Below are 25,703 nucleotides of genomic sequence, written 5' to 3' on the forward strand. Positions count from 1 at the left end.
AGGTTCATAACTGGATAGTTTCATGGAAACGCGCCGCGCGGAGACTGGCCCCGGCGGCGCGCTAAAAGATACGGAGAAAAATTAAACCGGGCAGCTGCTGCCGACGCGGTAATCGATCACTTTGATCTTGCCATCGATAATGTCCTTACGCGCACCCAACACGCGCTTTTCGATTTCCGGCGTGATCAGCTTGCGGTTGTTCGCGTCGAGCGCCCAATCCACGCCGCCTTCTTTCAAGCCTTTATAGCTGACGCCGCCCTTCCAGGTGCCGTCCTTGACTTGCATGAAGCTGTCGTAGACCGTGTTGTCGACGCGCTTGACCATCGAGGTCAGGATGCTGCCTGGATACAGATGATTCTGGTTCGAATCGACGCCGATGGCCAACTTGCCTTTTTCCTTGGCCATTTGCAGGGTGCCCATGCCGCTGCCGCCAGCGACGGCGAAGACGACATCGACGCCGCGCTCGAATTGCGAGCGGGCCAGTTCGCCACCCTTGGCCGGGTCATTCCAGGCGCCGGACGTGGTGCCGACCATGTTTTGCGTGATTTCCATCTTCGGATTGACGGCCTTCGCGCCTTGCGCGTAGCCGCAGGCGAAGTTGCGGATCAGTGGAATATCGATGCCGCCGATGAAGCCGACTTTCTTGCTCTTGCTGGCCATGGCCGCTGCCACGCCCACCAGGTAGGAACCTTCTTCTTCCTTGAAGACGACGGAATTGACGTTGCTGCCGGCGGCCTGGCCGTCGATCAGCACGAATTTTACGTTCGGGAATTCCTTGGCGACCTTTTGCACGGCTTGCGTTTGCGCAAAGCCGATGGCGGCGATCATGTCGAGTTTCTTGCGGGCCAGGCCACGCATGACTTGTTCAGCCTGCGTATCGCTCGATGCCTGCACTTCGATGAAGGAAATGCCCGTGTCTTTTTTGAAGCGCGATGCGCCTTCGAAAGCGGATTGGTTGAACGACTTGTCGAACTTGCCGCCCGCGTCATACACGACACCCAGTTTTGGGGTAGCCGCGGACGCTTGAGCAGTCAGAAATACGGCTGCGATCGTCAAACTAAATTGTGTAAGTTTCATGAATTGGCTCCTGGAAGATCGATATTGTATATTTTTTATAGGTGAAACATATAATTTGGGGCCGATTTAGCCTGTTTTTGATGCACGAGGTGATAATTCCTTATCAACATTGCACTGTATTGCACAAGATCATTGCTGGCCTCGTGTGCTTTTATGTCGTCAGTGTGATGCTCATGCAACAGTCGCGCCCCGTCTCTTTTATAGGTACAACATCGAATGGGGCTGCCGGAGCGGGCTGGGACGCGCCGTCAGTTGACGGGCAGGGCAAGCACGGGACCGGCGCCGCGATGGGCGTCCGAATCACTATGCATCATGCCAGATATGTATGACAAATACGTTTTTGTTTATGTATTTATACGCAGTGCATATAAATAGGTGGTGCCGCCGATTAGACGGCCGGGGGATTGAGGATATTCAGGAAGGCCCGCACGACGGGAGCGTCGTCCAGCGTGGTGTAGCTGATGTACAGGTTGGCCGACGGGGGATTGGTCTTGATCGGCAGAAACACGACGCCGGGCCAGCCGATGCGGCTTGTCGTTTCCGGCACCAGGGTCACGCCCAGGCCTGCGCCGACCATGGCCAGCAGGGTTTGCGGCTCGCTCGCTTCCTGAAAGATTACGGGTTCGAAACCGGCATTGATGCAGCATTGCACCAGGTAGCGCGGAAACGCGGATTTATCGAGGTTCAGGGTGAGCATCGGCTCGTGGGCGATGTCGATCAGCTCGATGGCCGTGTTTTTCGCCAGCGGATGGTGTTCATTGACGGCCACGCAGACATTTTCGCGGAAGCACAGTTCCTGGCGCAGATTATCGTGACGCAAGTCGTCGTCGTTGAGCTTGGGTTCGCGCCAGAAGCCCACGTCGATCTGCTTGGCGCGCAAGGCTTCGTATTGCACCGTGGGACCGAATTCATGGATGGTCCAGGTGACGCGGGGGAATTTGGTCTGGAATTCTTCCAGCAGGCTGGGGATGGGGCCCCACATGGCCGAGCCGACGATGCCCACGCGCAAGCGGCCCACTTCGCCGCGGTCGATCTGGCGGATGGTGTCGATGGTCATGCGCATCTTGGCCAGCAGGTCGGCCGCCTCGTTCATCAGCGCCTTGCCCGCCACGGTCAGCTCGAACGTGCGCGTGGTGCGGGCAAACAGGCGCACGCCCAGTTCGCTTTCCAGTTTCATGATCTGCTGGCTCAGGGGCGGCTGCGAGATATGCAGGCGCTCGGCGGCGCGGCTGAAGCTTTTCTCCTCGGCAACGGCAAGAAAATACTTTAACTGTTTCAGATCGATGGACATGCTTTCCTTGGCGTTGCGTGTTGCTAGGCGATGGAACGGCGCACGAACCCGTGAAGGCGCGCGCGCTTTCTTTACAGCAGTCCTATTATCGTGCCACGACCGCCTGCATGGCAATGGCCAGCGCGGTGCCGACCTGGGCATTGTGCTTGACCAGCGCGATATTCGTCGCCAGGCTGCGGCCATCCGTCAGTTGCTTGATGCGCGATAACAGGAATGGCGTGACTTGCTTGCCCTTCACGCCGCCCGCGTCCGCTTCCTGCAGCGCTTGCGTGGTGATGGCATCGATTTCTTCCTTGGGCATGGCTTGCGCGGCCGGCACGGGGTTGCTGACGACCACGCCGCCTGTCAAGCCCAGCTGCCACTTGGTGCCGATGAAGGCGGCTTGTTCGGCGGCCGTGTCGAGGCGGAAATCGGCCTTGAAGCCGCTTTCGCGCGTGAAGAATGCCGGAAAACCTTCCTGGCCCACGCTGATGACGGGCACGCCGTGGGTTTCCAGGTATTCCAGGGTCAGGCCGATGTCGAGGATGGATTTCACGCCCGCGCAGACGACGGCCACCGAGGTTTGCGCCAGTTCCTGCAGGTCGGCGGAAATGTCGAAGCTCGTTTCCGCGCCGCGGTGCACGCCGCCGATGCCGCCCGTGACGAACACGGAAATATCAGCCAGTTCCGCGCAGATCATGGTGGCGGCCACGGTGGTGGCGCCTAGTTTGCGCTGCGACAGGACGAACGGCAGGTCGCGGCGGCTGACCTTCATGGCGTCGGGCGAGGTGCCCAGCAATTCCAGCTGTTCGGGCGACAGGCCCACGCAGATCTTGCCGTCGATGATGGCGATGGTGGCCGGCACGGCGCCGCCGTCGCGGATGATCTGCTCCACTTCGCGCGCCATTTCCACATTTTGCGGATACGGCATGCCGTGCGAAATAATGGTCGATTCCAGCGCCACGATGGCCTTGCCGGCGGCGCGCGCGTCGAGCACTTCTTGCGAGAACAAGAGGAAATTCTGTAATTGGGTCATGTTTAATCCTGTTGAAAGAGGGTAGGGGGAGGCGGCGCCAGGTCGGCGTCGTCAATGCTGTCGAGCGCGCCGGCGGAAATCTGGGGGGAGACGGTGGCAGCCGATTCCAGGGTCATGGCGGCCAGCTTCAGGCCGCGCCGGCACGCCAGTTTCAAATCGCTGCTGTCGTGGTAGAGCGACCAGCAGACGGCGGCGGAAAACGCGTCGCCGGCGCCAGTCACGTCGACGGCGTCCACTTCGCGCGCGGCCAGGTGGACGATAGGCGCGTCCGGGCTGTCGCCATCCGTGAAGTACACGCCTTCGCCGCCGCAGGTGACGATCACCTGGCGCGCGCCCTGGCGCTGTACTTCGCGGCAGGCGGCGCGCAGGTCCGCTGCCGTGGGCAAGGCCCGCGCCACGCGCGTTTCCAGTTCGCCCCGGTTGAGGATCAGCAGGTACAAGCCCGTCAGGTCTTGCGGCAGGTGCGCCATTTTCGGCTGCGAGACGGCGACGATGACGAGCGGCGTCGCGTGGGCCGCATCCTGGCGCGCGTCGGCCAGCAGTGCCTGCACGCTGTCGTGGCCCAGGTTCAGGTCGCAGACGGTGAGGGCGGCGGCGGCGCGCTGCGGCTGGCGGCTATGCAAAAAGGCCGGTGTCAGCTGTTCATAGAGTTGCATGTTGGCCATCGCCAGCAGCATTTCACCATGTTCGTCGAGCACGGCCGTGTAGGTGCCGCTGCTGGTGTTGCTCAGATGTAAGCTACCGCGCATGTCGATGCCGGCGTCTTCCGCGTGCGTCTGCAGGGCGTGGCCGGCCGCATCGTCGCCCAGCGCCGTCAGCAGGGCCACGGGGATCGACAATCGGGCCAGGTTTTCCGCGATGTTGCGGCCTACGCCGCCAAACACTTCTTCCGAGCGCACGGGATTCGAGGTGCCCATCTGCAAGGTCGCCAGGGTGCGCATCTTGCGGTCGAGGTTGGCGGCGCCTATGCACAGCACGGGCCGGCTGTCGGGCAGCACGTAGGCGCGTCCCAGCAGGCGCCGCTCACGGATGAGGCCGGCGATGTGGCCGGCGACGGCCGAGCGCGATAAGCCCAGTTCGCTCGCCAGGTCTTGCTGCGAGATGAAGGGGTTGTTGCGGATCAGCGTGTACAACTGGTCTTTTTTATTGGTATCGGTCACAAGGTTTTCGCTGAGGTTTAAACATTTGTCTTAAACTGTAAACATTTGTCTTGTCGGTGTCAAGCGTGTGTGAAGTTCGTATCGGACGTGCGCCAAAAGTGGTCGTATGGAGCTTGTATGCAAGCATTTCCCGGGCATGGCGAACCTGGGCTTGTCTCGACTATAATATCGGCCATTTATATTTGAATTGTATAAATGGGCAAGAAAAATGGTATTTGCCATACATATTCCGTTTGATGCATAGTGGCGGCAAATGGAGGTTATCCCAGTAGGGAGCGTCTTCTGCTGGCAGTGCATCAGGAGCGCGGATAAGGCGTGAGGAGGAAGCGTGGCGAGCCACGCGACGACGATCAACGCAATCCCCGCTTCTGAGGTGCGCCAGCAGGGGATGTATTCATCTACTGGGATAGCCTCAATGGCAATACGCATTTCGATATACCTGTAACACCATACTTACCCGATACCTGGGCCGCAGTCCTTCACCGGGCACGGCCGTGCAGGCAGCAACCCATCATCATTAGTCAATCAGAGGATAACCATGTCGAACAACACCCCTTTCCACGCCGCCGAAATCATCCGTGCCCGCGCTCCTGAAAATTTCAAGCCGCGCGTGGCGATGATCCTCGGCTCCGGCCTGGGCGTGTTGGCCGAGCAGATGACGGACGCCGTCAGCATCAGCTTTGACGAATTGCCAGGCTTCCCGATCAGCACCGTGCACGGCCACGCCGGCGAACTGGTGATCGGCACCCTGTCGGGCGTCGCCGTCGTCTGCATGAAGGGCCGTGGCCACTTCTACGAAGGCTATGGCATGGGCGTGATGACGAGCGCCATCCGCACCCTGAAACTGCTGGGCTGCGAAATGCTGTTCGTCACCAACGCCGCAGGTTCCCTGCGCCCTGAAGTGGACGCCGGCAGCCTGGTGGCCATCAGCGACCACATCAACCTGTTGCCAGGCACGCCGATGGTCGGCCCGAACGACGACCGCTTCGGTCCGCGCTTCTTCAGCATGGCCAACGCCTACGATGCGGACCTGCGCAAGCTGGTCGCGGACACGGCTGCCTCGAACGGCATCACCCTGCACGAAGGCGTGTTCGTCGCCTACCCGGGCCCGAACTTCGAGACGGCCGCCGAAATCCGCATGATGGCCCGCCTGGGCGCCGACACGGTCGGCATGTCGGTGGTGCCGGAAGTGGTCTCGGCCCGCCATTGCGACCTGAAAGTGGTGGGCGTGTCCGTCATCACCAACCTGGCCGAAGGCATGTCGCCATTCGCCCTGTCGCACGAGCAAACCCTGAAATACGCGGCCATCGGCGCGAAAGACCTGGTCAAGCTGATCCTGGCTTTCCTGGCCAAAGTCGCTGAAAAACCGCAAGCCTAAGCACTTTTTTATGCAGTAGCGGCGCGCCGGCCACCGGCGCTGCCGCGCGGCAGGCCGGGAAAAACCGGCCTACACTGTCCGCATCATCCCGCATCAATCCATAAAGCGAGCCTTATCATGTCACGCGCATTTATCCTCCTGCTTGATTCCTTCGGCCTTGGCGCGACGCCAGACGCCGCCAAGTATGGCGACGCAGGTGCCAATACCTTTGGCCACATTGCCAGCACTGTCGCCAAAAGCGGCAAGACCTTGAAACTCCCGAACATGGAACGCCTGGGCCTGGGCGCCGCGGCGCAACTGGCCAGCGGCGAATGGGCCATGGGCTTCGACCAGCGCGACGGTTTTACCGGCGCCTACGGTGCGGCGCGCGAGCGCTCCACCGGCAAGGACACGCAGAGCGGCCACTGGGAAATCGCCGGTGTGCCCGTCGAATTCGACTGGGGATATTTTCCCCGTACCACGCCATCGTTCCCCGCCGACCTGACCGGCAAGCTCAAGGCCATGTCCGGCGTGCCGGGCTTCCTCGGTGACTGCCATGCCTCGGGCACGGACATCATCAACAAGCATGGCGATGAACACGTCGCCACCGGCAAGCTGATTATCTATACGTCGGGCGACTCGGTGATGCAGATCGCCGCGCATGAAGAATCGTTCGGCCTCGAGCGCCTGTACCAGGTATGCGAAATGGCCTTCAAGCTGGTCGAGCCGTACAACATCGGCCGCGTCATCGCCCGCCCGTTCACCGGCAGCAATGGCAACTACACGCGCACGTCCAACCGCCACGACTACGCCGTCGCGCCACCCGCGCCGACCCTGCTCGACCATGTGAAGAACGCGGGCGGTGAAGTCGTCGGCCTTGGCAAGATCAGCGACATTTTCGCTACCCAGGGCATCTCCAGAGTCGTCAAGGGCGTCGACAACATGGCGCTGTTCGAAGCGCTGTTGAAAACGGCCGATGAAGTGCAGGACAAGTCGCTCACCTTTGTGAACTTCGTCGATTTCGACCAGGCTTTCGGCCACCGCCGCAACGTCGAAGGCTATGCCGACGCGCTGCGCGAAATGGATGCGCGCCTGCCGGAATTCATGGCCAAGCTCAAGGAAGGCGACCTGGTCGTGATCACCGCCGACCATGGCTGCGACCCGACCTGGCACGGCTCCGACCACACCCGCGAACATATACCGATGATCTTCTTCGGCCCCGGCGTCGCCCCGCGCGCGCTGGGTATTTCCGAGACCTTCTCCGATATTGGCCAAACCCTCGCCAAGCACCTTGGCGTACCACCACTTGCTAATGGAACCAGCTTGTTATGACACTCATGCACCCCGAATTCAAGCGTAACGAGGCCGTCGGCCTCGACCTGGGCTGGATCAACCAGATCCGCGTCAACCGCGCCGCGACAGACCGCCGCGCGGCCAGCCTGGCGAACCGCCGCACCGTGAAAAAGGAATACCAGGCCGCCTGGCTGGTGAAAGCCATCCAGATGATCGACCTGACCACCCTGGGCGGCGACGATACGCCGGGCCGCGTGGAACGCCTGTGCATGAAGGCCATGCGCCCGCTGCGCGCCGACCTGATGGACGCACTGGGCCTGACGGAACTGAGCACCGGCGCCGTGTGCGTGTACCACGAGATGATCCAGCCGGCCGTGAAGGTCATCCAGGGCCGTTTGCCCATCGCTGCCGTGTCGACGGGTTTCCCGGCCGGCCTGACGAGCATGGAAACGAAGCTGCGCGAGATCGAACTGTCGGTCGCCGCGGGCGCTTCGGAGATCGATATCGTCATCACGCGCCAGCACGTCCTGAACGGCAACTGGCAAGTGCTGTACGACGAAATGCTCGCTTACCGCAAGGCTTGCGGCGAAGCGCACGTGAAGGCGATTCTCGCCACGGGCGACTTGCTGACCATGGAAAACGTGGCCAAGGCTTCGTGGGTCTGCATGATGGCAGGCGCCGATTTCATCAAGACTTCCACCGGCAAGGAGGGCGTGAACGCCACCATTCCCGTGGCCCTGACGATGGTGCGCACGATCCGCGAATACCACGAGCAGACGGGCTTCCAGGTGGGCTTCAAGCCGGCCGGCGGCGTCAGCTCGGCCAAGAGCGCGCTGCAATACCTGACCCTGATGAAGGAAGAACTGGGCAACGAATGGCTGCAGCCGCACCTGTTCCGCATCGGCGCTTCCAGCCTGCTGACCGACATCGAGCGCCAGCTCGAGCACTACGTCACCGGCAGCTACTCGGCCAATCATCGTCACGCACAACCTTAAAGAACAATCGTCATGCCAACAATTAACGAGATTCTCAATACTATGGACTACGGCCCTGCTCCCGAAAGTCAAAAAGAAGCGCAGGCGTGGCTAGCTGGCCACCAGCGCACATTCGGTTTGTTCATCGACAATGCCTGGAGCGAGCCTGCGGAACTGTTCGCCTCGACCAATCCTGCCGACGGCACGCAGCTGGCGGAGCTGACGCAAGCGAGCGATGCAGACGTGGAACGCGCCGTGGAAGCGGCGCGCCGCGCGCTGCCCGTATGGCAAGGCATGGGTGGCCACGGCCGCGCGAAAGTCATGTACGCGCTGGCCCGTCTGCTGCAAAAGCATTCGCGCCTGTTCGCCGTGCTGGAAACCCTGGATAACGGCAAGACCATCCGCGAAACGCGCGATATCGACCTGCCGCTGGCCGCGCGCCATTTCTATCATCACGCCGGCTGGGCGCAGCTGCAGTCGGAAGAATTCGCCGACTACCGCGCCGTGGGCGTGGTGGGCCAGATCGTGCCGTGGAATTTCCCCCTGCTGATGCTGTCGTGGAAAATCGCCCCGGCCCTGGCGGCCGGTAACACGGTCGTCTTCAAGCCGGCCGAATTCACGTCGCTGACCGCCATGCTGTTCGCCGAACTGTGCGTGCAGGCGGGCGTGCCGGCTGGCGTGGTCAATATCGTCACCGGCGACGGCCGCGTGGGCTCGGCCATCGTCAACCATCCTGGCGTCGACAAGATCGCGTTTACGGGTTCCACCGAAGTGGGCCGCCTCATTCGTGAAGCGACGGCCGGCAGCGGCAAGAAGCTGTCGCTGGAGCTGGGCGGCAAGTCGCCGTTCATCGTCTTTGAGGACGCGGACCTGGACGGCGCCGTGGAAGGCCTGGTCGATTCGATCTGGTTCAACCAGGGGCAAGTGTGCTGCGCCGGTTCGCGCCTGCTGGTGCAGGAATCGATCCAGGAGCGCTTCCTGAACAAGGTGCGCGCGCGCATGGAAAACCTGCGCCTCGGCTCGCCCCTGGACAAATCGATGGACGTGGGCGCGCTGGTCGACCCCGTGCAGCGCCAGCGCATCGCCGCGCTGGTCGATTCGGCCCGTGCCGAAGGCTGCGATGTATGGCAGCCGGCGTGCGAGTTGCCTGCCGACGGTTCGTGGTTCCCGCCCACCCTGATCACGGGCGCGTCGACCTCGGCCGCCGTGGCGCAGGCTGAGATCTTTGGCCCCGTGCTGGTGGCCATGAGCTTCCGCACGCCGCCTGAAGCGGTGCAACTGGCGAACAACACGGTGTACGGCCTGGCCGCCAGCGTGTGGACCGAGTCGATCAGCCTGGCGCTCGATATCGCTCCCGCCATCAAGGCCGGCGTGGTGTGGATCAACAGCGCCAACCAGTTCGACGCCGCGTGCGGCTTCGGCGGCTACCGCGAATCGGGCTTCGGCCGCGAAGGCGGCCGCGAAGGCATGCTGGAATACATGACTGCCCTGGCCGAAGATGCGCGTCCGGCCTTGCCGGTGGTGGAAGCGAAAGCCAAGGGCAATGTGAAGCCGGCGGCAGCCGATCCGTTCGCCATCGACCGCACGGCCAAGATGTACATCGGCGGCAAGCAGGCGCGCCCTGACAGCGCCTACAGCACCCCCGTGTTCGGCGCGAATGGCACCCTGCTGGCCGAAGTGGGCGTGGGCAGCCGCAAGGATATCCGCAACGCCGTCGAAGCGGCGCATAAAGCGTCCGGCTGGACCGGCGCCACGGCGCACAACCGCGCGCAAGTGCTGTACTACATCGCTGAAAACCTGGCCGCGCGCGCCGACGAATTTGCCGCCCGCATCGCCGCCATGACAGGCAGTAAAAATCCTGAGAAGGAAGTACAGGCATCGATCGAACGCCTGTTCTACTACGCTGCCTGGGCCGACAAGTACGACGGCCTGGCGCACCAGCCGCCAACGAAAGGCATCACCGTGGCGCTGAACGAAGCGGTCGGCGTGATCGGCATCGTTTGCCCGAATGAAGCGCCTCTGCTCGGCTTCATTTCGCTGGTGGCGCCGGCCATCGCGCTGGGCAACCGCGTGGTGGTGGTGCCGTCGGAAGCGCATCCGCTTTCCGCGCTGGACCTGTACCAAGTGTTCGACACGTCCGACTTGCCGGGCGGCGTCGTCAACATCATCAGCGGCAACGCCGATGAACTGGCGCGCACCCTGGCCACGCACGCCGACATCGACGCCGTCTGGCGCCATGACGGTTCCGCTGAAGGTTGCGCGGAAGTCGAGCGCCTGTCAGCCGGCACCCTGAAGCGCACCTGGGTAGGCGGCGCGAAGGGCCGCGACTGGTACAGCGCCGCGCAAAGCGGCGGCCGTGCCGTGCTGGCGCATGCGTCGCAAGTGAAAAACGTGTGGATTCCTTACGGCGTCTGATAAGTCACCAGCGTTACAAAGCTGGGGTCAGATCCGCAGGGACTGACCCCAGATCTCATGATTGGAGTTATTCCATGTTGTTAACCCAGGAAATCATTCGCAAGAAACGCGACAAGGGCGTGCTGAGCGCCGAGGAAATCCAGTTTTTCGTGCGCGGTATCACTGACGGCAGCGTCAGCGAAGGCCAGATCGCGGCGCTGGGCATGGCCGTCTATTTCAATGACATGAACATGGACGAGCGCGTGGCGTTTACCCTGGCCATGCGCGATTCCGGCCAGGTGCTGGACTGGCGTTCGCTGAACTTGCCGGGCCCTATCGTCGACAAGCATTCGACGGGCGGCGTGGGCGATGTCGTCTCCCTGCTGCTGGGCCCCATGGTCGCCGCGTGCGGCGGCTACGTGCCGATGATCTCGGGCCGCGGCCTGGGTCACACAGGCGGCACGCTGGACAAGTTCGACGCCATTCCCGGCTATTGCACGGTGCCGGACAATGAATTGTTCCGCAAGGTGGTGCAGGAGATCGGCGTGGCCATCATCGGCCAGACGGCGCAGCTGGCGCCGGCCGACAAGCGTTTCTACAGTATCCGCGACGTCACCGCCACGGTGGAATCGGTGGCCATGATCACCGGCTCCATCCTGTCGAAGAAACTGTCGGCCGGCCTGGATGCGCTGGTGATGGACGTGAAAGTGGGCACGGGCGCTTTCATGCCGACCTACGACAAGTCGGTGGAACTGGCCGAGAGCATCGTCGCCGTCGGCAACGGCGCGGGCATGCAGACGTCGGCCATTCTGACGGACATGAACGAATCGCTGGCGCCGTATGCGGGCAATGCGCTGGAAGTGCGCGGCGCCATGGATTACCTGACGGGCCGTTCGCGTCCCGCGCGCTTGCATGAAGTCACCCTGGCGCTGTGCGCCGAGATGCTGGTGCTGGGCGGCCTGGCTGCCACGGAAGAAGAAGCGCGCGTGAAATTGATGGCGGCCCTCGATTCGGGTGAAGCGGCCGAGCGCTTTTCGCGCATGGTGTCTGCCCTGGGTGGCCCGGCCGATCTGGTCGAACATCCGGACAAGCACCTGGAGCAGGCACCATTCATCGTGCCGGCGCCGGCGCTGTCCGCCGGTTTTGCCAACGTGCGCGATTGCCGCGCCATTGGTCTGGCCGTGGTGGCCCTGGGTGGCGGCCGCCGCCGTCCGACCGACAGCATCGATTTCGCTGTCGGCCTGACGGACCTCGTGGGCCTGGGCGAGCAGGTGGCTGTCGGCCAGCCGCTGGCCATGGTGTACGCGCGCACGGAAGCGGCGGCGCAGCAAGCTGTCAGGGAAATCCAGGAGGCATATGCCATCAGCGCGGTGGCGCTGGCGGCCAATCCGGTGATTTACCGTACCATACGACCATAACTTAGCCCTAGAAGCAAAATCTGGGGTCAGACCCTGAGGGTCTGACCCCGGTCTTTCGCGGGTTTTACAGATAGATAAGCAAATGAACAACCAAGAACTGATCGCCGAAGCCAACGCTGGCCGCGAACTGGCCTACGCGCCATACTCGCGTTTCAAGGTGGGCGCGGCGCTGCTGTGCAAGGATGGCCGCGTCTTCCGCGGCTGTAACGTGGAAAATGCCGCGTATGGCCTGTGCAACTGCGCCGAACGCACGGCGTTTTTCAGCGCCATCGCGCATGGCTGCAAGCCGGGCGACTTTGCCAGGCTGGCCGTCACGGGCGATACGGCGGAACCGATCTCGCCATGCGGCGCCTGCCGCCAGGTGATCTTCGAGATGGGCGGCGCCGACCTGCCGGTGATCCTCACCAATCTGAAAAACGATGTCATGGAAGTGACGGCGGGCTGGCTGCTGCCGCACGGCTTCGGCAATTCCGACCTGGACATGAAGTAACAGGATCCGCTTGAACAAGACGATCGACATCCAGGCCGCCGTGGCGATTGCCGCGGCCGAAGCCATGGCAGCCAAGACGCAGGGGACCTTCGGCGTGGGCGGCGTGCTGCTCGATGGCGCCGGCAACGTGCTGCAATCGATGCACAACAACGTCGTGCGCCAGGGACTGGTGTTCGACCCCACCGCGCATGGCGAGCGCCAGCTGGTGGATTGGTATTTCGCCGAACGGGCCAAGGGCACGCCCTTGCCGCCGCCGGGCGAACTGACCATCGTCACCTCGCTCGATCCGTGCTGCATGTGCACGGGGGCGATTTTGGCGGCCGGTTTCAACGTGGTGGTGGCCGCTCCCGACGTCAAGGCGGGCATCAATTACGATGGCAGCGCCAGTTTTACCTCCTTGCCGGCGCCGCTGCAGGCGCAGGCTGGCCGCAGCTTTTGCTATCCGGCCGTGCGTGGCGCCACCGAGTATGCGCGCCTGCCTTCCGGCGCCGCGCCCAAATCTTTTTTCATCGGCAAGAGTATCCACGAGGCGACGCAGGCACTGTGCTCGCTCGTGTTCGAGTCGACATCGGCGCAGGTGATGCAGTTGCTGAACGCCGGTGACGACGTGTACTTGCGCGATCCCGCCACCTTGCCGTCCGAGCATGCCGTGGTGCGCGCCCTGCGCCGCCGCTATCCTGATGCCCTCACTTACCGCTGCGCGCCGCATGCGCCGGATGCCGGCCTGGCGCCATTTTTGCAGGCGGCCATGGAGCAGGATGTGCGCGATGGTGGCCAGGGCGACGCGGCCGCCTTGCTCGATTCCTTTGGCAACCTGCTGCTGTGCATGCCGGGAAAATTGGCGCAGTCGGTCATCCGCACGCCATTCATGGAATGCACGCGCCAGTACGCGCAGCTGCGCTTTGAATTGATGGCGAATGCGGAGCCGGCGCTGCAGGAGGAAATCAAAAGCTACCTTGGGCATCCCAAGCACGGCACCTTCGTGCTGGCCATCGGCCCGGACGACAGCGCCGCCAGCTTCATGACCCTGGGCGCCTACGGCTCCACCATGGAGGGGGCGCTGCCGGAAAATAATCCCGCGCAATTCCAGTATGTACGCCCGGCCATGGATGAAGACGCGCTGCTGGCGCTGTGCGAGTCGATGCCGCCGTTGTACCGCAAGCTGATACGCATCCGGCCAAGCCAGGTGGCGGACCATGCGTTGATCAGCGCACTCGGTTAGGCGTTGTCGTCCGGCAGGTTCTTCAGCAGGAAGTCGCGTACGTTTTCGCCCGCCACGCGGCGGATCTGCGCTTCCGACAGGCCAGCGTCGAGCAGCGCCTGCGTCAATCGCGGCAAGCCCGTCGCATCGATGGCCGTGGTGACGGCGCCGTCGAAGTCCGAGCCATAGGCCACGTGTTCGGCGCCGATCAGTTTTACCGTGTACTTGATGGCGCGCGCGATGGACGCCACGTCCTTGCCGCAGACGGCCGTGTTCCAGAAGCCGATGCCCACCAGGCCACCCTGGGCGGCGATGCGTTTCAACTGGCTGTCGCTGAGGTTGCGGCCGTTGGCGCAAGTGCCGCGCACGCCCGTGTGGGACACCATCACGGGGCGTTTCGCCATCGTTAACACGTCGTCGATGGTGGCCGGCGAGGCGTGCGCCAGGTCGACGATCATCTTGCGCTGCTCCATGGCGCGCAGCCATTGCCGGCCCAGCGGCGTCAGGCCGCCTTTTTTCAGGCCGTGCTGGGAACCGGAGAGTTCCGTGTCGAAGAAATGCGTGGGCGCGGCCATGCGGTAGCCGGCCCGGTACAGGGCATCGAGGTTGTCCAGCTTGCCTTCGAGCGCATGCGCGCCTTCCAGTGTCAGCCAGCCGGCCAGCAGGGCGGGGTCTTTTTCGCGCGCGGCGATGAAACTGCGCAGCTGGGCGCGGCTGCCGATCACCCGGACCTTGCCATGGCTCTTGGCAGCTTGCTGGCGCAGCTCGTCGGCCTGCCAGGTGGCGCGCGCCAGCAGGCTGTTCCAGGTAGCGGGCGGCAAGCCTTGTGCCACCACCAGGGCCGTGATGTTGTCCGTGTCACTACTGTTGCGCTCGATATTCATCCTGCGCGGCGTCTTGGTCACGACAGAAAAGGCTTGCAGCGCCACGTTGGCCCGTTGCAGGCGGGGAAAGTCGACATGTCCGCGCTGGCTGTCGCGGTTCAGGTTGCGTTGCCACAGCAGGCTGTCCGCATGCAGGTCGGCGATCCACAGGCTCTGGTGCAGGGCCACGGTGGCTGCCGATGGCACCTTGCCGGACGGAGGGTGGACACGGTTGAGATGCTCGTCGACGAGGACGGGAGCGGACAGGAAACCGCCGATCAGCGCAAGGCTGGCGGCGGCGAGGGTACTGATAATCATTGTTCTCCGTTTTACCATGGATCGTAGGTGCCCAGGCTCCAGATATGGCCTTCCGGGTCGCGGCAGGTAAAGCCCCGTCCGCCGTAATCTTCATCCTTGATGTCGAGCACGATCTCGGCGCCGGCTTCGCGCGCGCTGCGGTAGACGGCATCGGCATCGCTGACGACCAGGTAGCAGTTTTGCGTGTTGGCGCCGCCGACGTCGCCGGGTAGTTTCATCAGGCGGCCATAGTCGCTGTCGATGGCTGGCGCCACCATGACCATGCCATTGCCGAAGCTCAGCTGCGCATGGGCGACGCCACCGTTGCCGTCAGGCACGATCAATTGTTTTTCAAAGCCGAGCGCCTTGCACAGCCATTCAATGGCGGCGGGCGCGTCTCGGTAGCGCAGGCAGGGAATGGTCGTCGCTGCTGTAGCTTTTGCTGTCGTGGTCATCAGAAAACTCCTATGGCTGTGGGGGAGTAGCTTCGATCATGGATACTGCCTGGCGTTCCGTACCCATACCGTCCATCGGGATGGGTTTGATGCCTGTCAGTGCTGTGCCCATCCATAGTGCCATAGAACAATCATTGCACTCTTGCCACGACGCAAATTTTTATTGCGGCGACTGCTGCGAGCCCGGCGCTTTTTCGTCGGCACCGGCATCATCGCTGTTGCTTGCCCATTTCAGCAGCATGACGAGGGCAAACAGCATGATGGCCAGCGGCAAGATGGTAATCAGGAACGCCAGGCCCAGGCAGCACGCCAGCAGCATGGGCCACGACATGGCCCGCAAGGCGGCCATGCCCTGGCGCGTGTAAGCGCACAGCTCGTTCCAGAAAGCGCTGAAGGAAGTGCTGCCCGGTGCCGAATTGATGTCTTTCATGCCGTTCTCCTGTCGTGTGGGTGCCGCTGCCGTATGCATGCTGGCGATGAGGCCACTATAGGCAGAACCTTGCTGCCGGGCATCGCGTATGCGACGAATGGCAGGAATGGCGGACCGAACGGCGACAAATCAGGACAAACGGTTATTCAAACACCTTGAGTTTCAGCTGGAAACTGAGGGCGCCATACAGGCGGTCCTTGTAGGAAGGCACGATGGCGATATTCACGCCCACGCGCTGGTATTCATAGCTGATGGTGGGGACCAGGGCCGGGAACCAGCCGCCATCGCGCATCTTCGGATAGCCGCTGAAGCCGCCAACGACGGCGCCGACGCGCAGCGGGCCTACCTTGATCGGCTGGTAGTACACGCCCAGGTAGTTCGAGTAAGCACGGTCGCTATTGTAGAAGCGGCCCGCCGTGACCGACGCGACCGTGGAAAAGCGGTATTCGGCGCCCAGGCCCGGATTGCTGTCATTCAGGTTCTTGTCGCGCTGAAAGTGGTACGAATAAAAGCCCGCGTTGAGCCAGGTTTCGCTCAGCGGCTGGTTATCGATCATGTTCACAACATCGGCGTGTGCGCCGCAGGCATATGCCAGCATCAGTGCGCCTAGGGACAATCGTTTCATGCGTGCTTCATCCTTATGATTTCGTATTCTGTGGCCTGGCCTGGCCTGGTCTGGCGCTGCCGCGATCGTATCACCAAGTTGGCTACGCTTCTAAGCAATATTGAAACAGCAGAACAGACGGCTGTTTTCCCATCTGTTCAAAGCGCCATCCGGATGGCTAAGGCGTTCTCCGGGCAGCGACAGCAAAACAATTTCCATTATGCAATTATGTTTGCATAATCGTTACAAAAGTTGTTGATTTGCGACATCTCAAATTAAATAGATATGATATTCTGGCGTCAAGTTAATTTTCTTTTTGGAAATAAAAATGTCAAGCATGCCTAAATTGCCACTCCTTCTCGTTCTGTCGACCGTGTTCGCTGCCGGCGCCGCGCAAGCCGGTGTTGTCGATCTGGGTATCGGTGGCGCCAATTTGTATTCCCTGAGCAACTTCAGCGCGTCCGGCAGCGATGTCGAAGGCGGCGTGCTGGTTGCCGGTAACCTGTCCGCATCGAGCTATTCGATCAATGACAAGAACAAGGACGCCTACGTCACGCACGGTAATACCGGCTATGCGCTGGTCGTTGGCGGCAACCTGAACTACAGCTCCGGTTCGATCAAGAACGGCAACTATTTTGTGGGTGGCAGCACGACGACGAGCAGCGTGGGCCTGAACACGGCGAGCAAGACCACGGCGTCGCCCGTATCGTTTGCCTCCACCTCGGCGCAACTGAAAAACACCTCGACCTCGCTGGCGAAAGTGGCGTCCACGGGCAGCAGCTCCGTGGCCTACGGCGGCATGACCCTGAAGGGCGGCACGGGCAGCGTGCAAGTGTTCGATCTGACTTCCGCGGCGTTGGGCTCGGTGAACAACTTCAAGTTCAGCAACCTGCACACGAACGACACCCTGATCCTCAATATCAGCGGCAAGAATGTGAACCTGTCCGGCGGCTACGGCGATTTCAGCAAATACAATGTGCTGTACAACTTCTATGAAGCGCAAAACATCACCTTGAACGGTGTGGGCCTGTATGGCAGCATTCTGGCGCCGCTGGCGACCCTGGCCGGCGGCAATGGCCAGATCAACGGCAACGTGGTGGTGGGTAACTGGGCTTCGAACATCCAGGTCAACGCCAACCATTATTTCAACGCCACCAACGTGGCCGGTTATGTTTCGGCCGTGCCGGAACCGGAAACCTATGCGATGTTGTTGGCAGGCCTGGGCCTGGTTGGCTTCATGGCGCGCCGCCGCAAGGGCAAGACGGCAGCATAAGCGTTTGCGCTGTTCAGGAAACCGCCTTGCAAGGCGGTTTTTTTTCGCCTGCCGGCGGCATGGACACGGCCGCCAGCACCATGTGCGCGATCAGGATTTCCGCATCCTCGTAATCCTTGCGCGTGAGCTGCTTGCGCTCCAGCACCAGGGCCATCTGCGCTGAAAAATCCGCATACGATTGCGTCATGGCCCAGATGGCGAACATCAGGTGCGTGGCGTTGACGGGCGCGATCCTGCCGGCCGCGATCCAGGCTTCGAAGACGGCGATATCCTTGCGCAGCAGGGGCACGACCCGGTCGCGTATCTGCGCGCCGTACAGGGGCGCGCCATTGATCACTTCCAGCGCATACACGCGCGAAGCCCACGGCTGTTCGCGCGAAAAACGCAGCTTGGCGCCGATGTAGGCGCGCAGCACGTCGCGCGGTTCGTCGTGTTCATTGGCCAGCGACTCCATGCGCGCCAGCCAGTCGTCGAGCACATCGTCGAGCACGCGCTGGTACAGCAGCTGCTTGGACGGGAAGTAATACATCAGGTTTTGCTTCGACAGGCCGGCCCGTTCGGCGATGGTGGCGATCGACGCGCCCTCATAGCCGCTTTCCGCGAACGCGCGCACGGCTTGTTCCAGGATGTCCGCTTCCAGGCGGTCGCGGTTTTGCAGGCGCCGGCCGCCGGCATTTTTCACGGGAAGGACAGGGGATTTTTCGCTGGCCATGGCAGGTTCTTTAGCGTGGGCGGATCGATTGCAGGAACGCTTGCAGCACGGGGGTATCGGTGTAGGCCACGTTGAAGCGGAACCACACCGTCTCGGGCGCGCGCAGCATGAAAAATTCGTTCGGCGAGAGCAGGATGCCGGCCTTCAAGGCCATGTCGGCGATGATCTTGCCATTCCATTCCGGCGTTTGCACGTCGGGCCAGCCGGCGCTGACGAACATGCCGCCGCGGGGCCGTGCCACGGGCGCCATGCCCGCCTGCGCCAGGCAGTCGATGCTGCGCTCGCGTGCCGCATCGAGCTGCGCCACCAGCCGCTCGACCATCCGCTTGTAGGGCCGCGCGGAGACGGCGTGGTAGACGGCGCGCTCGTTGATTTCCGACGTCGTCAGTCCCGCCAGCATTTTCACGCGTACCAGTTCGGCCACCAGCGAAGGCGAGGCGCAAATCGACCCCACGCGCAGCACGGGCGACAAGGTCTTGGAAAAGCTGCCCACGCGGATCACGCGGCGCAAGCCATCCATGGCCGCCAGCGATGCGTCGCCGCGCGCCGCCAGTTCGCGGTAGATATCGTCTTCCACCAGCCAGAAATCGAACTGCTCGGCCAGTGCCAGCAGGCGGTGCGTCTGCGCCTGGCTGAGCGAGGTGCCCAGGGGATTTTGCAGCACCGTGTTGACGAACATCAGCTTGGGCTGCGTGCGCGCAGCCTCGCTGGCCAGCGCATCGAGGTCGAGGCCAGCCTCGCCGCGCGCAATGCCCACGGGGATGCAGCCGTGGTGGCGGATCAGCGACTGCAGATTGCTGTAACCGGGATCTTCCACCAGCACCGTGTCGCCCGGCTTGGTCAGGCTGCGCAGGATCAAATCGAAGGCATGCGTGGCGCCATGCGTCAGCAAGACCTGGTCCGCCTCCACCTGAAACAGGTCTTCCGACAGGCTGGTGGCCAGGTGCTGGCGCAGCGAGGGAAAACCGAGAGGATGGCCATAGCCGCGCAGCCGGCTGGCGGGAATGCGCATGGCCTGGCGCACGGCATCGAGCACGGTCGCTTCGCCATACATCTCGGGCGGCAGCCAGCCCGCGCCCACGGGCAGGGCATCGGACACGCCCGAATACAGGTCCGGCGTGAGGGCGTCGATGGCGGTGGGACTCGCGTGTACGGCCGCCTGCGGCGAGGCGGTGACATCGTGGCGCGCGACGAAATAGCCGGAACCGCGGCGCGACGACAGCAAGCCCAGGTTGACCAGGCGGTCGTACGATTCGACGACGGTAAACGTCGACACGCCATTGCAGCGGGCGAACTGGCGCACGGATGGCATGCGCGTGCCGATGCGCAGGGCGCGGCTGCCCACCATGACGCTGATGGCGATGACGATCTGCTCGACGAGGCCGCCCTTTTTCTGGCGGTCGATGTCCAGCACGGGCCAGCCGCTTGCTTGCTCGGGGGCATCGTCTGTGCTGTCGCTGTGCTTCACGGTGGCTCCTTATGCTGCCTTGCACAAAACTGTAGTGGTTTTCCGACCTGTACGGTTGGGGTACTTTGCCGTTTGTGTATCTGTGCCATTGGGGATGGCCTGTCTATTATTACATCAGCTTTTTGCCAACTGGTAAATTATTTTACGCTTCGTCAAAAACGATCCTGGCCCCGCGCCAGCCCATCCCAAGGAGAAGGTCATGAACGAAACAAGGCCGGAATCGATGTCGGCATTCTGGATGCCGTTTACGAACAACCGTGATTTCAAGGCCAACCCGCGCCTGCTCGTGTCGGCTGAAGGCATGTACTACAAGGACGTCGATGGCAACGCCATCCTCGATGGCACGGCCGGCCTGTGGTGCGTGCCGTGCGGCCATGCGCAGCCGAAAATCGTCGCTGCCATCCGCGACATGGTGGGCCAGCTGGACTTCGCGCCGACCTTTCAGATGGGCCATCCGGCCGCCTTCGACCTGGCGGAAAAGCTGATGGACTACACGGGCCACAAGTTCGGCCACGTGTTTTATACGAACTCCGGTTCCGAAGCCGTCGACACGGCGTTGAAGATCGCGCTGGCCTATCACCGGGCGCGCGGCGAGGGCGCGCGCACCCGTCTGATCGGCCGCGAACGCGGTTACCACGGCGTGGGCTTTGGCGGCATTTCCGTGGGCGGCATCGGCGGCAACCGCAAGACCTTCGGTCCCCTGCTGCCGGGCGTGGACCACCTGCCGCACACGCATAACTTGGACAAGAACGCCTATACGGTGGGCGAGCCCGAATACGGCACCCACCTGGCCGATGAACTGGAACGCATCGTCGCCCTGCACGACGCCTCGACGATTGCCGCCGTCATCGTCGAACCGGTGGCCGGTTCCACGGGTGTGCTGATCCCGCCGAAAGGCTATCTGAAGCGCTTGCGCGAACTGTGCACCAAGCACGGCATCCTGCTGATCTTCGATGAGGTGATCACGGGTTTCGGCCGCATGACGACGCCGTTCGCTGCCGACTATTTCGATGTCGAGCCGGACCTGATGACGACGGCCAAGGGCCTGACCAACGGCATGGTGCCCATGGGCGCCGTGTTCAGCAAACAATACATCCACGACGCCTTCATGGACACGCCGGCCGGCATCGAATTGTTCCACGGCTACACGTATTCCGGCCACCCGCTGGCTTGCGCCGCCTCGCTGGCGACCCTGCAAGTGTTCGAGGAACAGGACATCCTGGGCCACGCTAAAGCGATGCAGGCGTATTGGAGCGACGCCGTGCATTCCCTGAAGGGCCTGCCGCACGTGATCGACTTGCGCAGCATCGGCCTGATCGCCGGCATCGAGCTCGATCCCATCGCCGGCAAACCCGGCACGCGCGCCTTCAACGCCTTCAAGCAGGCGTTCGCCGACGGCGTGCTGATACGCACGACCGGCGACATCATCGCCCTGTCGCCGCCGCTGGTGCTGGAGAAACAGCATGTCGACGAGCTGTTTGGCAAGCTGGCCAAGGTACTCAAAAATCTTGATTGAATTGCGACCCCAAGCAAAACCTGGGGTCGGACCCTGAGGGTCCGACCCCGGCACTTGTTTTTGGGTTTGAAAAAGGAACACCATGAACACTCTCGACACCATCACCCACTACATCAACGGCGCCAAAGTCGACACGCAGAGCGGCCGCTATGGCGATGTGTACAACCCGGCCCTGGGCGAACCCGTCGCCCGGGTCGCGCTGGGCACCGTGGAGGACGTGGACGCGGCCGTGCAGGCCGCCGCCGCCGCCTTTCCTTCCTGGTCGGCCACGCCGCCCTTGACGCGCGCGCGGGTGCTGTTCCGCTACCTGCAACTGTGCCAGCAGCACACGGACGACTTTGCCGCCATGCTCACGCGCGAGCATGGCAAGACCTTTGCCGATGCGCAGGGCGAGGTGGCGCGCGGCATCGAGATGGTGGAATTTGCCGTCGGCATTCCGCAATTGTTAAAGGGCGAATTCACGGACCAGATTTCGCGCGGCATCGATGCCTGGTCCATGCGCCAGGCGCTCGGCGTGGTGGCCGGCATCACGCCATTCAATTTCCCCGTGATGGTGCCGATGTGGATGTTCCCCGTTGCCATCGCCTGCGGCAATACCTTTGTCCTGAAACCGTCCGAGCGGGATCCATCGGCCTCCCTGCTGCACGCGAAACTGCTGAAAGAAGCGGGCTTGCCCGACGGCGTCTTCAACGTGGTACAGGGAGACAAGGTCACGGTCGATGCCTTGCTCGACCACCCGGTCGTGCAGGCGATCAGCTTTGTCGGCTCCACGCCGATCGCCGAATACATCTATGCGCGCGGCAGCGCCAGCGGCAAGCGCGTGCAGGCGCTGGGCGGCGCGAAGAACCACATGGTGGTGATGCCCGATGCGGACATGGACATGACGGTCGATGCGCTGATTGGCGCGGCCTACGGTTCGGCGGGCGAGCGCTGCATGGCCATCTCGGTGGTGGTGGCCGTAGGCGACGCGGGCGATAAGTTGATCGATGCACTGGCAACGCGCACGGCCGCACTGAAAGTGCGCGACGGCATGGCCGACGGTGCGGAAATGGGGCCGGTCGTATCGCTGGCCGCCAAGCAGCGCATCGAAAAACTGATCGCCTCGGGCGTGGAGCAGGGCGCAACTTTGGTGGTCGATGGCCGCAACCATGTGGTGGCGGGACGCGAGAATGGCTTCTTTGTCGGCGGTACTTTATTTGACCATGTGACGCGCGACATGAGCATCTACAAGGAAGAGATTTTCGGTCCCGTGCTGTGCGTGCTCCGGTGTCCTGACGTGGTGCATGCGGTGGAGCTGATCAACGCCAACGAGTATGGCAACGGCGTGGCCATCTACACGCGCGACGGCGGCGTAGCGCGTGAATTCGTGCGCCAGATCCAGGTCGGCATGGTGGGCGTCAACATCCCCTTGCCGGTGCCGATGGCCTTCAACAGCTTTGGCGGCTGGAAGCGCAGCATGTTCGGCGACCACCACGCCTATGGCCCCGAAGGCGTGCGTTTCTACACGCGCCACAAGGCCGTGATGCAGCGCTGGCCGAATACGGCAAGCGCTGGTGTGGAATTTGCTTTTCCCCAGATGAAGTAAAGGTTTCAAACTACAAGCCGGCCGCACATAACAAGAGGAATACGCGATGATCGAGTCTTTGAACTATTTGCCGCATCCCGCCCTGCCGAACGAGGAACTGGCAGGCCATTTCACCGACCTGGCGCCTCCCTTGAGCGCGCGCCAGGCGGCCATCGAAAGCGCCCGCTGCCTGTACTGTTATGACGCGCCGTGCAGCCGCATCTGTCCGTCAGAAATCGACGTGGCCAGCTTCATCCGCAATATCCACGACAAGAACATCAACGGCGCCGCGGCAGGCATCCTGAAACAGAACATCCTGGGCGGCAGCTGCGCCCGCGTCTGTCCCACGGAAATCCTGTGCGAGGACGTCTGCGTGCGCAACCACGACGCGGAGGGGCAGCCCGTCAAGATCGGCCTCTTGCAGCGCTACGCCGTCGACCATATGCATTTCGCAAGCCACCCGTTCAAACGGGCGGCAAGCACCGGCAGGACGATAGCCATCGTCGGCGCGGGACCGGCGGGCCTGTCGTGCGCGCACCGCCTGGCCATGCTGGGCCACGACGTGGTGATCTTTGAAAAGGAAGGCAAGGCGGGCGGCCTGAATGAGTACGGCATCGCCAAATACAAGCTGACGGACGATTTCGCGCAAAAGGAAATCGACTTCCTGCAGGATATCGGCGGTATCGAGATCCGATGTCGCCAGGCGCTGGGCGAGAACCTGCAGCTGCGCGACTTGCACGCGCAGTATGACGCCGTGTTCCTAGGCCTGGGCCTGGGCGCCAGCCGCAAGCTGGGCCTGACGGGCGAGGACGCACCGGGCTTGCTGGCCGCCGTTGATTACATTGCCGCGCTGCGCCAGGCCGACGACCTGGCCGCGCTGCCCGTGCCGAAACGGGCGATTGTGATTGGCGCCGGCAATACGGCCATCGACATGGCCGTGCAGATCCAACGCCTGGGCGCCGAGGAAGTCACCCTCGTCTACCGGCGCGGTTTCGACGCCATGACGGCCACCCACCATGAACAGGAAATCGCCAAGGCCAACCAGGTGCGCATGCTGACGTGGGCCCAGCCGCAGCAGGTGCTGCTCGATACTGACGGCAAGGTCGCCGGCATGCGTTTCGAGAAGACGCGCATGCAGGGCACGCGTTTGGCGGGGACGGGTGAAACGTTCGACGTGGCGGCAGACGCCATCTTCAAGGCCATCGGCCAGAGCCTCGACACCGACGTGCTGCATGATCCGATGGCGTCGCTGCTGCAGCGCGAAGGCGACAAGATCGCCGTCGATGCGGGTTTTCGCACGGTGCTGCCGGGGATCTACGCGGGCGGCGACTGCGTGGCGCCGGGGCAGGACCTGACGGTGCAAGCCGTCCAGCATGGCAAGCTGGCCGCACTGGCCATCCATTCCGATTTGTTGAATAAAGTGGAGGCTGCATAATGGCTGATCTCAGCATCGAATTTTGCGGCATCAAGGCGCCGAATCCCTTCTGGCTGGCGTCCGCACCGCCGACCGACAAGGCCTACAACGTGGTGCGCGCCTTCGAAGCGGGTTGGGGCGGCGTCGTGTGGAAAACCCTGGGTGAAGACCCGGCCGCCGTCAACGTCTCGTCGCGCTACTCGGCCCTGTATGGCAAGAACCGCGAAGTGGTCGGTTTCAATAACATTGAACTGATCACCGATCGCTCGCTGGAGATCAACCTGCGCGAAATCACGCAGGTGAAAAAGGATTGGCCCGACCGCGCCATGATCGTCTCCCTGATGCTGCCCTGCGAAGAGCACTATTGGGCCGACATCCTGCCCAAGGTCGAGGCGACAGGGGCGGACGGCATCGAGCTCAATTTCGGCTGCCCGCACGGCATGCCGGAGCGGGGCATGGGCGCGGCCGTGGGCCAGGTGCCCGAGTACGTGCAGATGGTCACCGCCTGGTGCAAGAAGCACAGCCGTCTTCCCGTCATCGTCAAGCTCACGCCCAACATCACGGACGTGCGCATGCCGGCGCGCGCGGCCAAGGCGGGCGGCGCGGACGCCGTCTCGCTGATCAACACCATCAATTCCATCACCTCGCTGGACCTGGACCGCATGGTGGCCCTGCCGATTGTCGGTGGCGCCAGCACGCATGGCGGCTATTGCGGCGCGGCCGTCAAACCGATCGCCCTGAACATGGTGGCGGAAATCGCCCGCGATCCGCAGACGCGCGGCTTGCCCATTTCCGGCATCGGGGGCATCGGCAACTGGCGCGACGCGGCCGAATTCCTCGCCCTGGGCGCCGGCTGCGTGCAGGTGTGCACGGCCGCCATGCTGCATGGCTTCCGCATCGTCGAAGAGATGAAGGATGGCCTGTCGCGCTGGATGGACGAGAAGGGCTACGAGCGCATCAGCGACTTTGCCGGCAAGGCCGTGGCCAACACGACGGACTGGAAATACCTGGACATGAATTACCAGGTCATCGCGCAGATCAACCAGGACGACTGCATCAAATGCGGCAAGTGCTACGTGGCTTGCGAAGACACCTCGCACCAGTCGATTGCGCAACTGATCGACGCCGCCGGCACGCGCACGTATGAGGTGATCAAGGAGGAGTGCGTGGGCTGCAACCTGTGCGAAATCACCTGTCCGGTGCAGGGCTGCATCACGATGGTGCCGCAAGCCACGGGCAAGCCGTACATGAACTGGACGCAGGATCCCAGGAATCCCCGCGCGTTGGCGGAGACGGCATAGGGCACGGTTATTGCGTGCGTTTATTTTATAAACAGCGGCGCGTCTTTGCAGTAAGCTAGATTACTTAAAAGCCGAGCCGTTTCCACATTGCCGTATCCCTGGCGCCTTCGCGTGCCAGCGGTCTAACCGATGGAGC

Annotated in this window: 22 protein-coding genes; 12 read left to right on the top strand and 10 right to left on the bottom strand. The window is 62.7% G+C overall.

Annotated elements, in window-relative coordinates; translation table 11 throughout:
- Positions 1-81 precede the first annotated feature (81 nt).
- The 4 genes from JAB1_RS16235 to JAB1_RS16255 form a co-directional block, all read right to left on the bottom strand.
- Positions 82-1,077, bottom strand: coding sequence for a BMP family ABC transporter substrate-binding protein (locus JAB1_RS16235; RefSeq protein ID WP_034785587.1), 996 nt, complete (start codon positions 1,075-1,077; stop codon positions 82-84).
- A 388-nt stretch (positions 1,078-1,465) separates the two neighbouring features.
- Complete coding sequence (locus JAB1_RS16245) at positions 1,466-2,368, bottom strand: LysR family transcriptional regulator (RefSeq protein WP_034785584.1); 903 nt, start codon at positions 2,366-2,368, stop codon at positions 1,466-1,468.
- Positions 2,369-2,453: 85 nt separating this feature from the next.
- Positions 2,454-3,383, bottom strand: a complete 930-nt coding sequence (locus JAB1_RS16250; RefSeq protein WP_070280869.1) for a pseudouridine-5'-phosphate glycosidase — start codon at positions 3,381-3,383, stop codon at positions 2,454-2,456.
- A 2-nt stretch (positions 3,384-3,385) separates the two neighbouring features.
- Positions 3,386-4,543, bottom strand: coding sequence for a carbohydrate kinase (locus tag JAB1_RS16255; protein ID WP_070280871.1), 1,158 nt, complete (start codon positions 4,541-4,543; stop codon positions 3,386-3,388).
- A 538-nt stretch (positions 4,544-5,081) separates the two neighbouring features.
- On the opposite strand from JAB1_RS16255, the gene xapA reads away from it, so the two are divergent.
- The 7 genes from xapA (at position 5,082) to JAB1_RS16290 (ending at position 13,691) form a co-directional block, all read left to right on the top strand.
- On the top strand, positions 5,082-5,921 hold the full coding sequence (xapA, locus tag JAB1_RS16260) for a xanthosine phosphorylase (protein WP_034785579.1): 840 nt from the start codon (positions 5,082-5,084) through the stop codon (positions 5,919-5,921).
- Positions 5,922-6,038: 117 nt separating this feature from the next.
- Positions 6,039-7,232, top strand: coding sequence for a phosphopentomutase (locus JAB1_RS16265; protein ID WP_070280873.1), 1,194 nt, complete (start codon positions 6,039-6,041; stop codon positions 7,230-7,232).
- Positions 7,229-8,188, top strand: a complete 960-nt coding sequence (gene deoC / locus JAB1_RS16270) for a deoxyribose-phosphate aldolase (protein WP_046685481.1) — start codon at positions 7,229-7,231, stop codon at positions 8,186-8,188. The genes JAB1_RS16265 and deoC overlap by 4 nt, the downstream gene beginning before the upstream one ends.
- Positions 8,189-8,230: 42 nt before the next feature.
- Positions 8,231-10,582, top strand: coding sequence for an aldehyde dehydrogenase family protein (locus JAB1_RS16275; protein ID WP_070280875.1), 2,352 nt, complete (start codon positions 8,231-8,233; stop codon positions 10,580-10,582).
- Positions 10,583-10,656: 74 nt separating this feature from the next.
- Positions 10,657-11,979 (top strand): thymidine phosphorylase, encoded by a 1,323-nt coding sequence (gene deoA / locus JAB1_RS16280; protein ID WP_070280877.1) that lies wholly within the window; start codon positions 10,657-10,659, stop codon positions 11,977-11,979.
- A gap of 82 nt (positions 11,980-12,061) precedes the next feature.
- Entirely contained in the window at positions 12,062-12,469 is a 408-nt protein-coding gene (locus tag JAB1_RS16285) for a cytidine deaminase (RefSeq protein ID WP_034785574.1), read from the top strand.
- Between the two features lie 10 nt (positions 12,470-12,479).
- Positions 12,480-13,691: a nucleoside deaminase gene (locus JAB1_RS16290; RefSeq protein WP_070280879.1), complete on the top strand. Its 1,212-nt coding sequence runs from the start codon at positions 12,480-12,482 to the stop codon at positions 13,689-13,691.
- Here JAB1_RS16290 and JAB1_RS16295 read toward each other — a convergent pair.
- The 4 genes from JAB1_RS16295 to JAB1_RS16310 form a co-directional block, all read right to left on the bottom strand.
- The gene (locus JAB1_RS16295; RefSeq protein WP_139144583.1) at positions 13,688-14,851 is read right to left on the bottom strand and encodes a dipeptidase; all 1,164 of its coding nucleotides are present in this window, start codon (positions 14,849-14,851) and stop codon (positions 13,688-13,690) included. The two genes, JAB1_RS16290 and JAB1_RS16295, sit on opposite strands and share 4 nt — an antisense overlap.
- Positions 14,852-14,862: 11 nt before the next feature.
- The gene (locus JAB1_RS16300; protein WP_034785571.1) at positions 14,863-15,285 is read right to left on the bottom strand and encodes a VOC family protein; all 423 of its coding nucleotides are present in this window, start codon (positions 15,283-15,285) and stop codon (positions 14,863-14,865) included.
- 160 nt (positions 15,286-15,445) lie between these two features.
- Complete coding sequence (locus tag JAB1_RS16305) at positions 15,446-15,715, bottom strand: hypothetical protein (RefSeq protein ID WP_070260145.1); 270 nt, start codon at positions 15,713-15,715, stop codon at positions 15,446-15,448.
- 142 nt (positions 15,716-15,857) lie between these two features.
- Positions 15,858-16,340, bottom strand: coding sequence for a hypothetical protein (locus JAB1_RS16310; protein ID WP_034785567.1), 483 nt, complete (start codon positions 16,338-16,340; stop codon positions 15,858-15,860).
- Between the two features lie 316 nt (positions 16,341-16,656).
- Between JAB1_RS16310 and JAB1_RS16315 the strand changes: the two genes are divergently transcribed.
- The gene (locus JAB1_RS16315) at positions 16,657-17,592 is read left to right on the top strand and encodes a choice-of-anchor A family protein (protein WP_070280883.1); all 936 of its coding nucleotides are present in this window, start codon (positions 16,657-16,659) and stop codon (positions 17,590-17,592) included.
- A 13-nt stretch (positions 17,593-17,605) separates the two neighbouring features.
- On the opposite strand, the gene JAB1_RS16320 is transcribed toward JAB1_RS16315, so the two are convergent.
- Both JAB1_RS16320 and JAB1_RS16325 read right to left on the bottom strand, forming a co-directional pair.
- Positions 17,606-18,304, bottom strand: coding sequence for a TetR/AcrR family transcriptional regulator (locus tag JAB1_RS16320; protein WP_070280884.1), 699 nt, complete (start codon positions 18,302-18,304; stop codon positions 17,606-17,608).
- 10 nt (positions 18,305-18,314) lie between these two features.
- Positions 18,315-19,772, bottom strand: a complete 1,458-nt coding sequence (locus JAB1_RS16325) for a PLP-dependent aminotransferase family protein (protein ID WP_070280887.1) — start codon at positions 19,770-19,772, stop codon at positions 18,315-18,317.
- Positions 19,773-19,971: 199 nt separating this feature from the next.
- Between JAB1_RS16325 and JAB1_RS16330 the strand changes: the two genes are divergently transcribed.
- The 4 genes from JAB1_RS16330 (at position 19,972) to preA (ending at position 25,567) form a co-directional block, all read left to right on the top strand.
- On the top strand, positions 19,972-21,288 hold the full coding sequence (locus JAB1_RS16330; RefSeq protein WP_070280889.1) for an aspartate aminotransferase family protein: 1,317 nt from the start codon (positions 19,972-19,974) through the stop codon (positions 21,286-21,288).
- Positions 21,289-21,370: 82 nt separating this feature from the next.
- The gene (locus JAB1_RS16335) at positions 21,371-22,873 is read left to right on the top strand and encodes a CoA-acylating methylmalonate-semialdehyde dehydrogenase (RefSeq protein WP_070280891.1); all 1,503 of its coding nucleotides are present in this window, start codon (positions 21,371-21,373) and stop codon (positions 22,871-22,873) included.
- Between the two features lie 46 nt (positions 22,874-22,919).
- On the top strand, positions 22,920-24,287 hold the full coding sequence (locus tag JAB1_RS16340) for an NAD(P)-dependent oxidoreductase (RefSeq protein WP_070280893.1): 1,368 nt from the start codon (positions 22,920-22,922) through the stop codon (positions 24,285-24,287).
- The gene (preA, locus tag JAB1_RS16345; RefSeq protein WP_070280895.1) at positions 24,287-25,567 is read left to right on the top strand and encodes an NAD-dependent dihydropyrimidine dehydrogenase subunit PreA; all 1,281 of its coding nucleotides are present in this window, start codon (positions 24,287-24,289) and stop codon (positions 25,565-25,567) included. The genes JAB1_RS16340 and preA overlap by 1 nt, the downstream gene beginning before the upstream one ends.
- Positions 25,568-25,703 lie beyond the last annotated feature (136 nt).

Source organism: Janthinobacterium sp. MP5059B (genome assembly GCF_001758645.1).
Taxonomy (GTDB): domain Bacteria; phylum Pseudomonadota; class Gammaproteobacteria; order Burkholderiales; family Burkholderiaceae_D; genus Janthinobacterium; species Janthinobacterium lividum.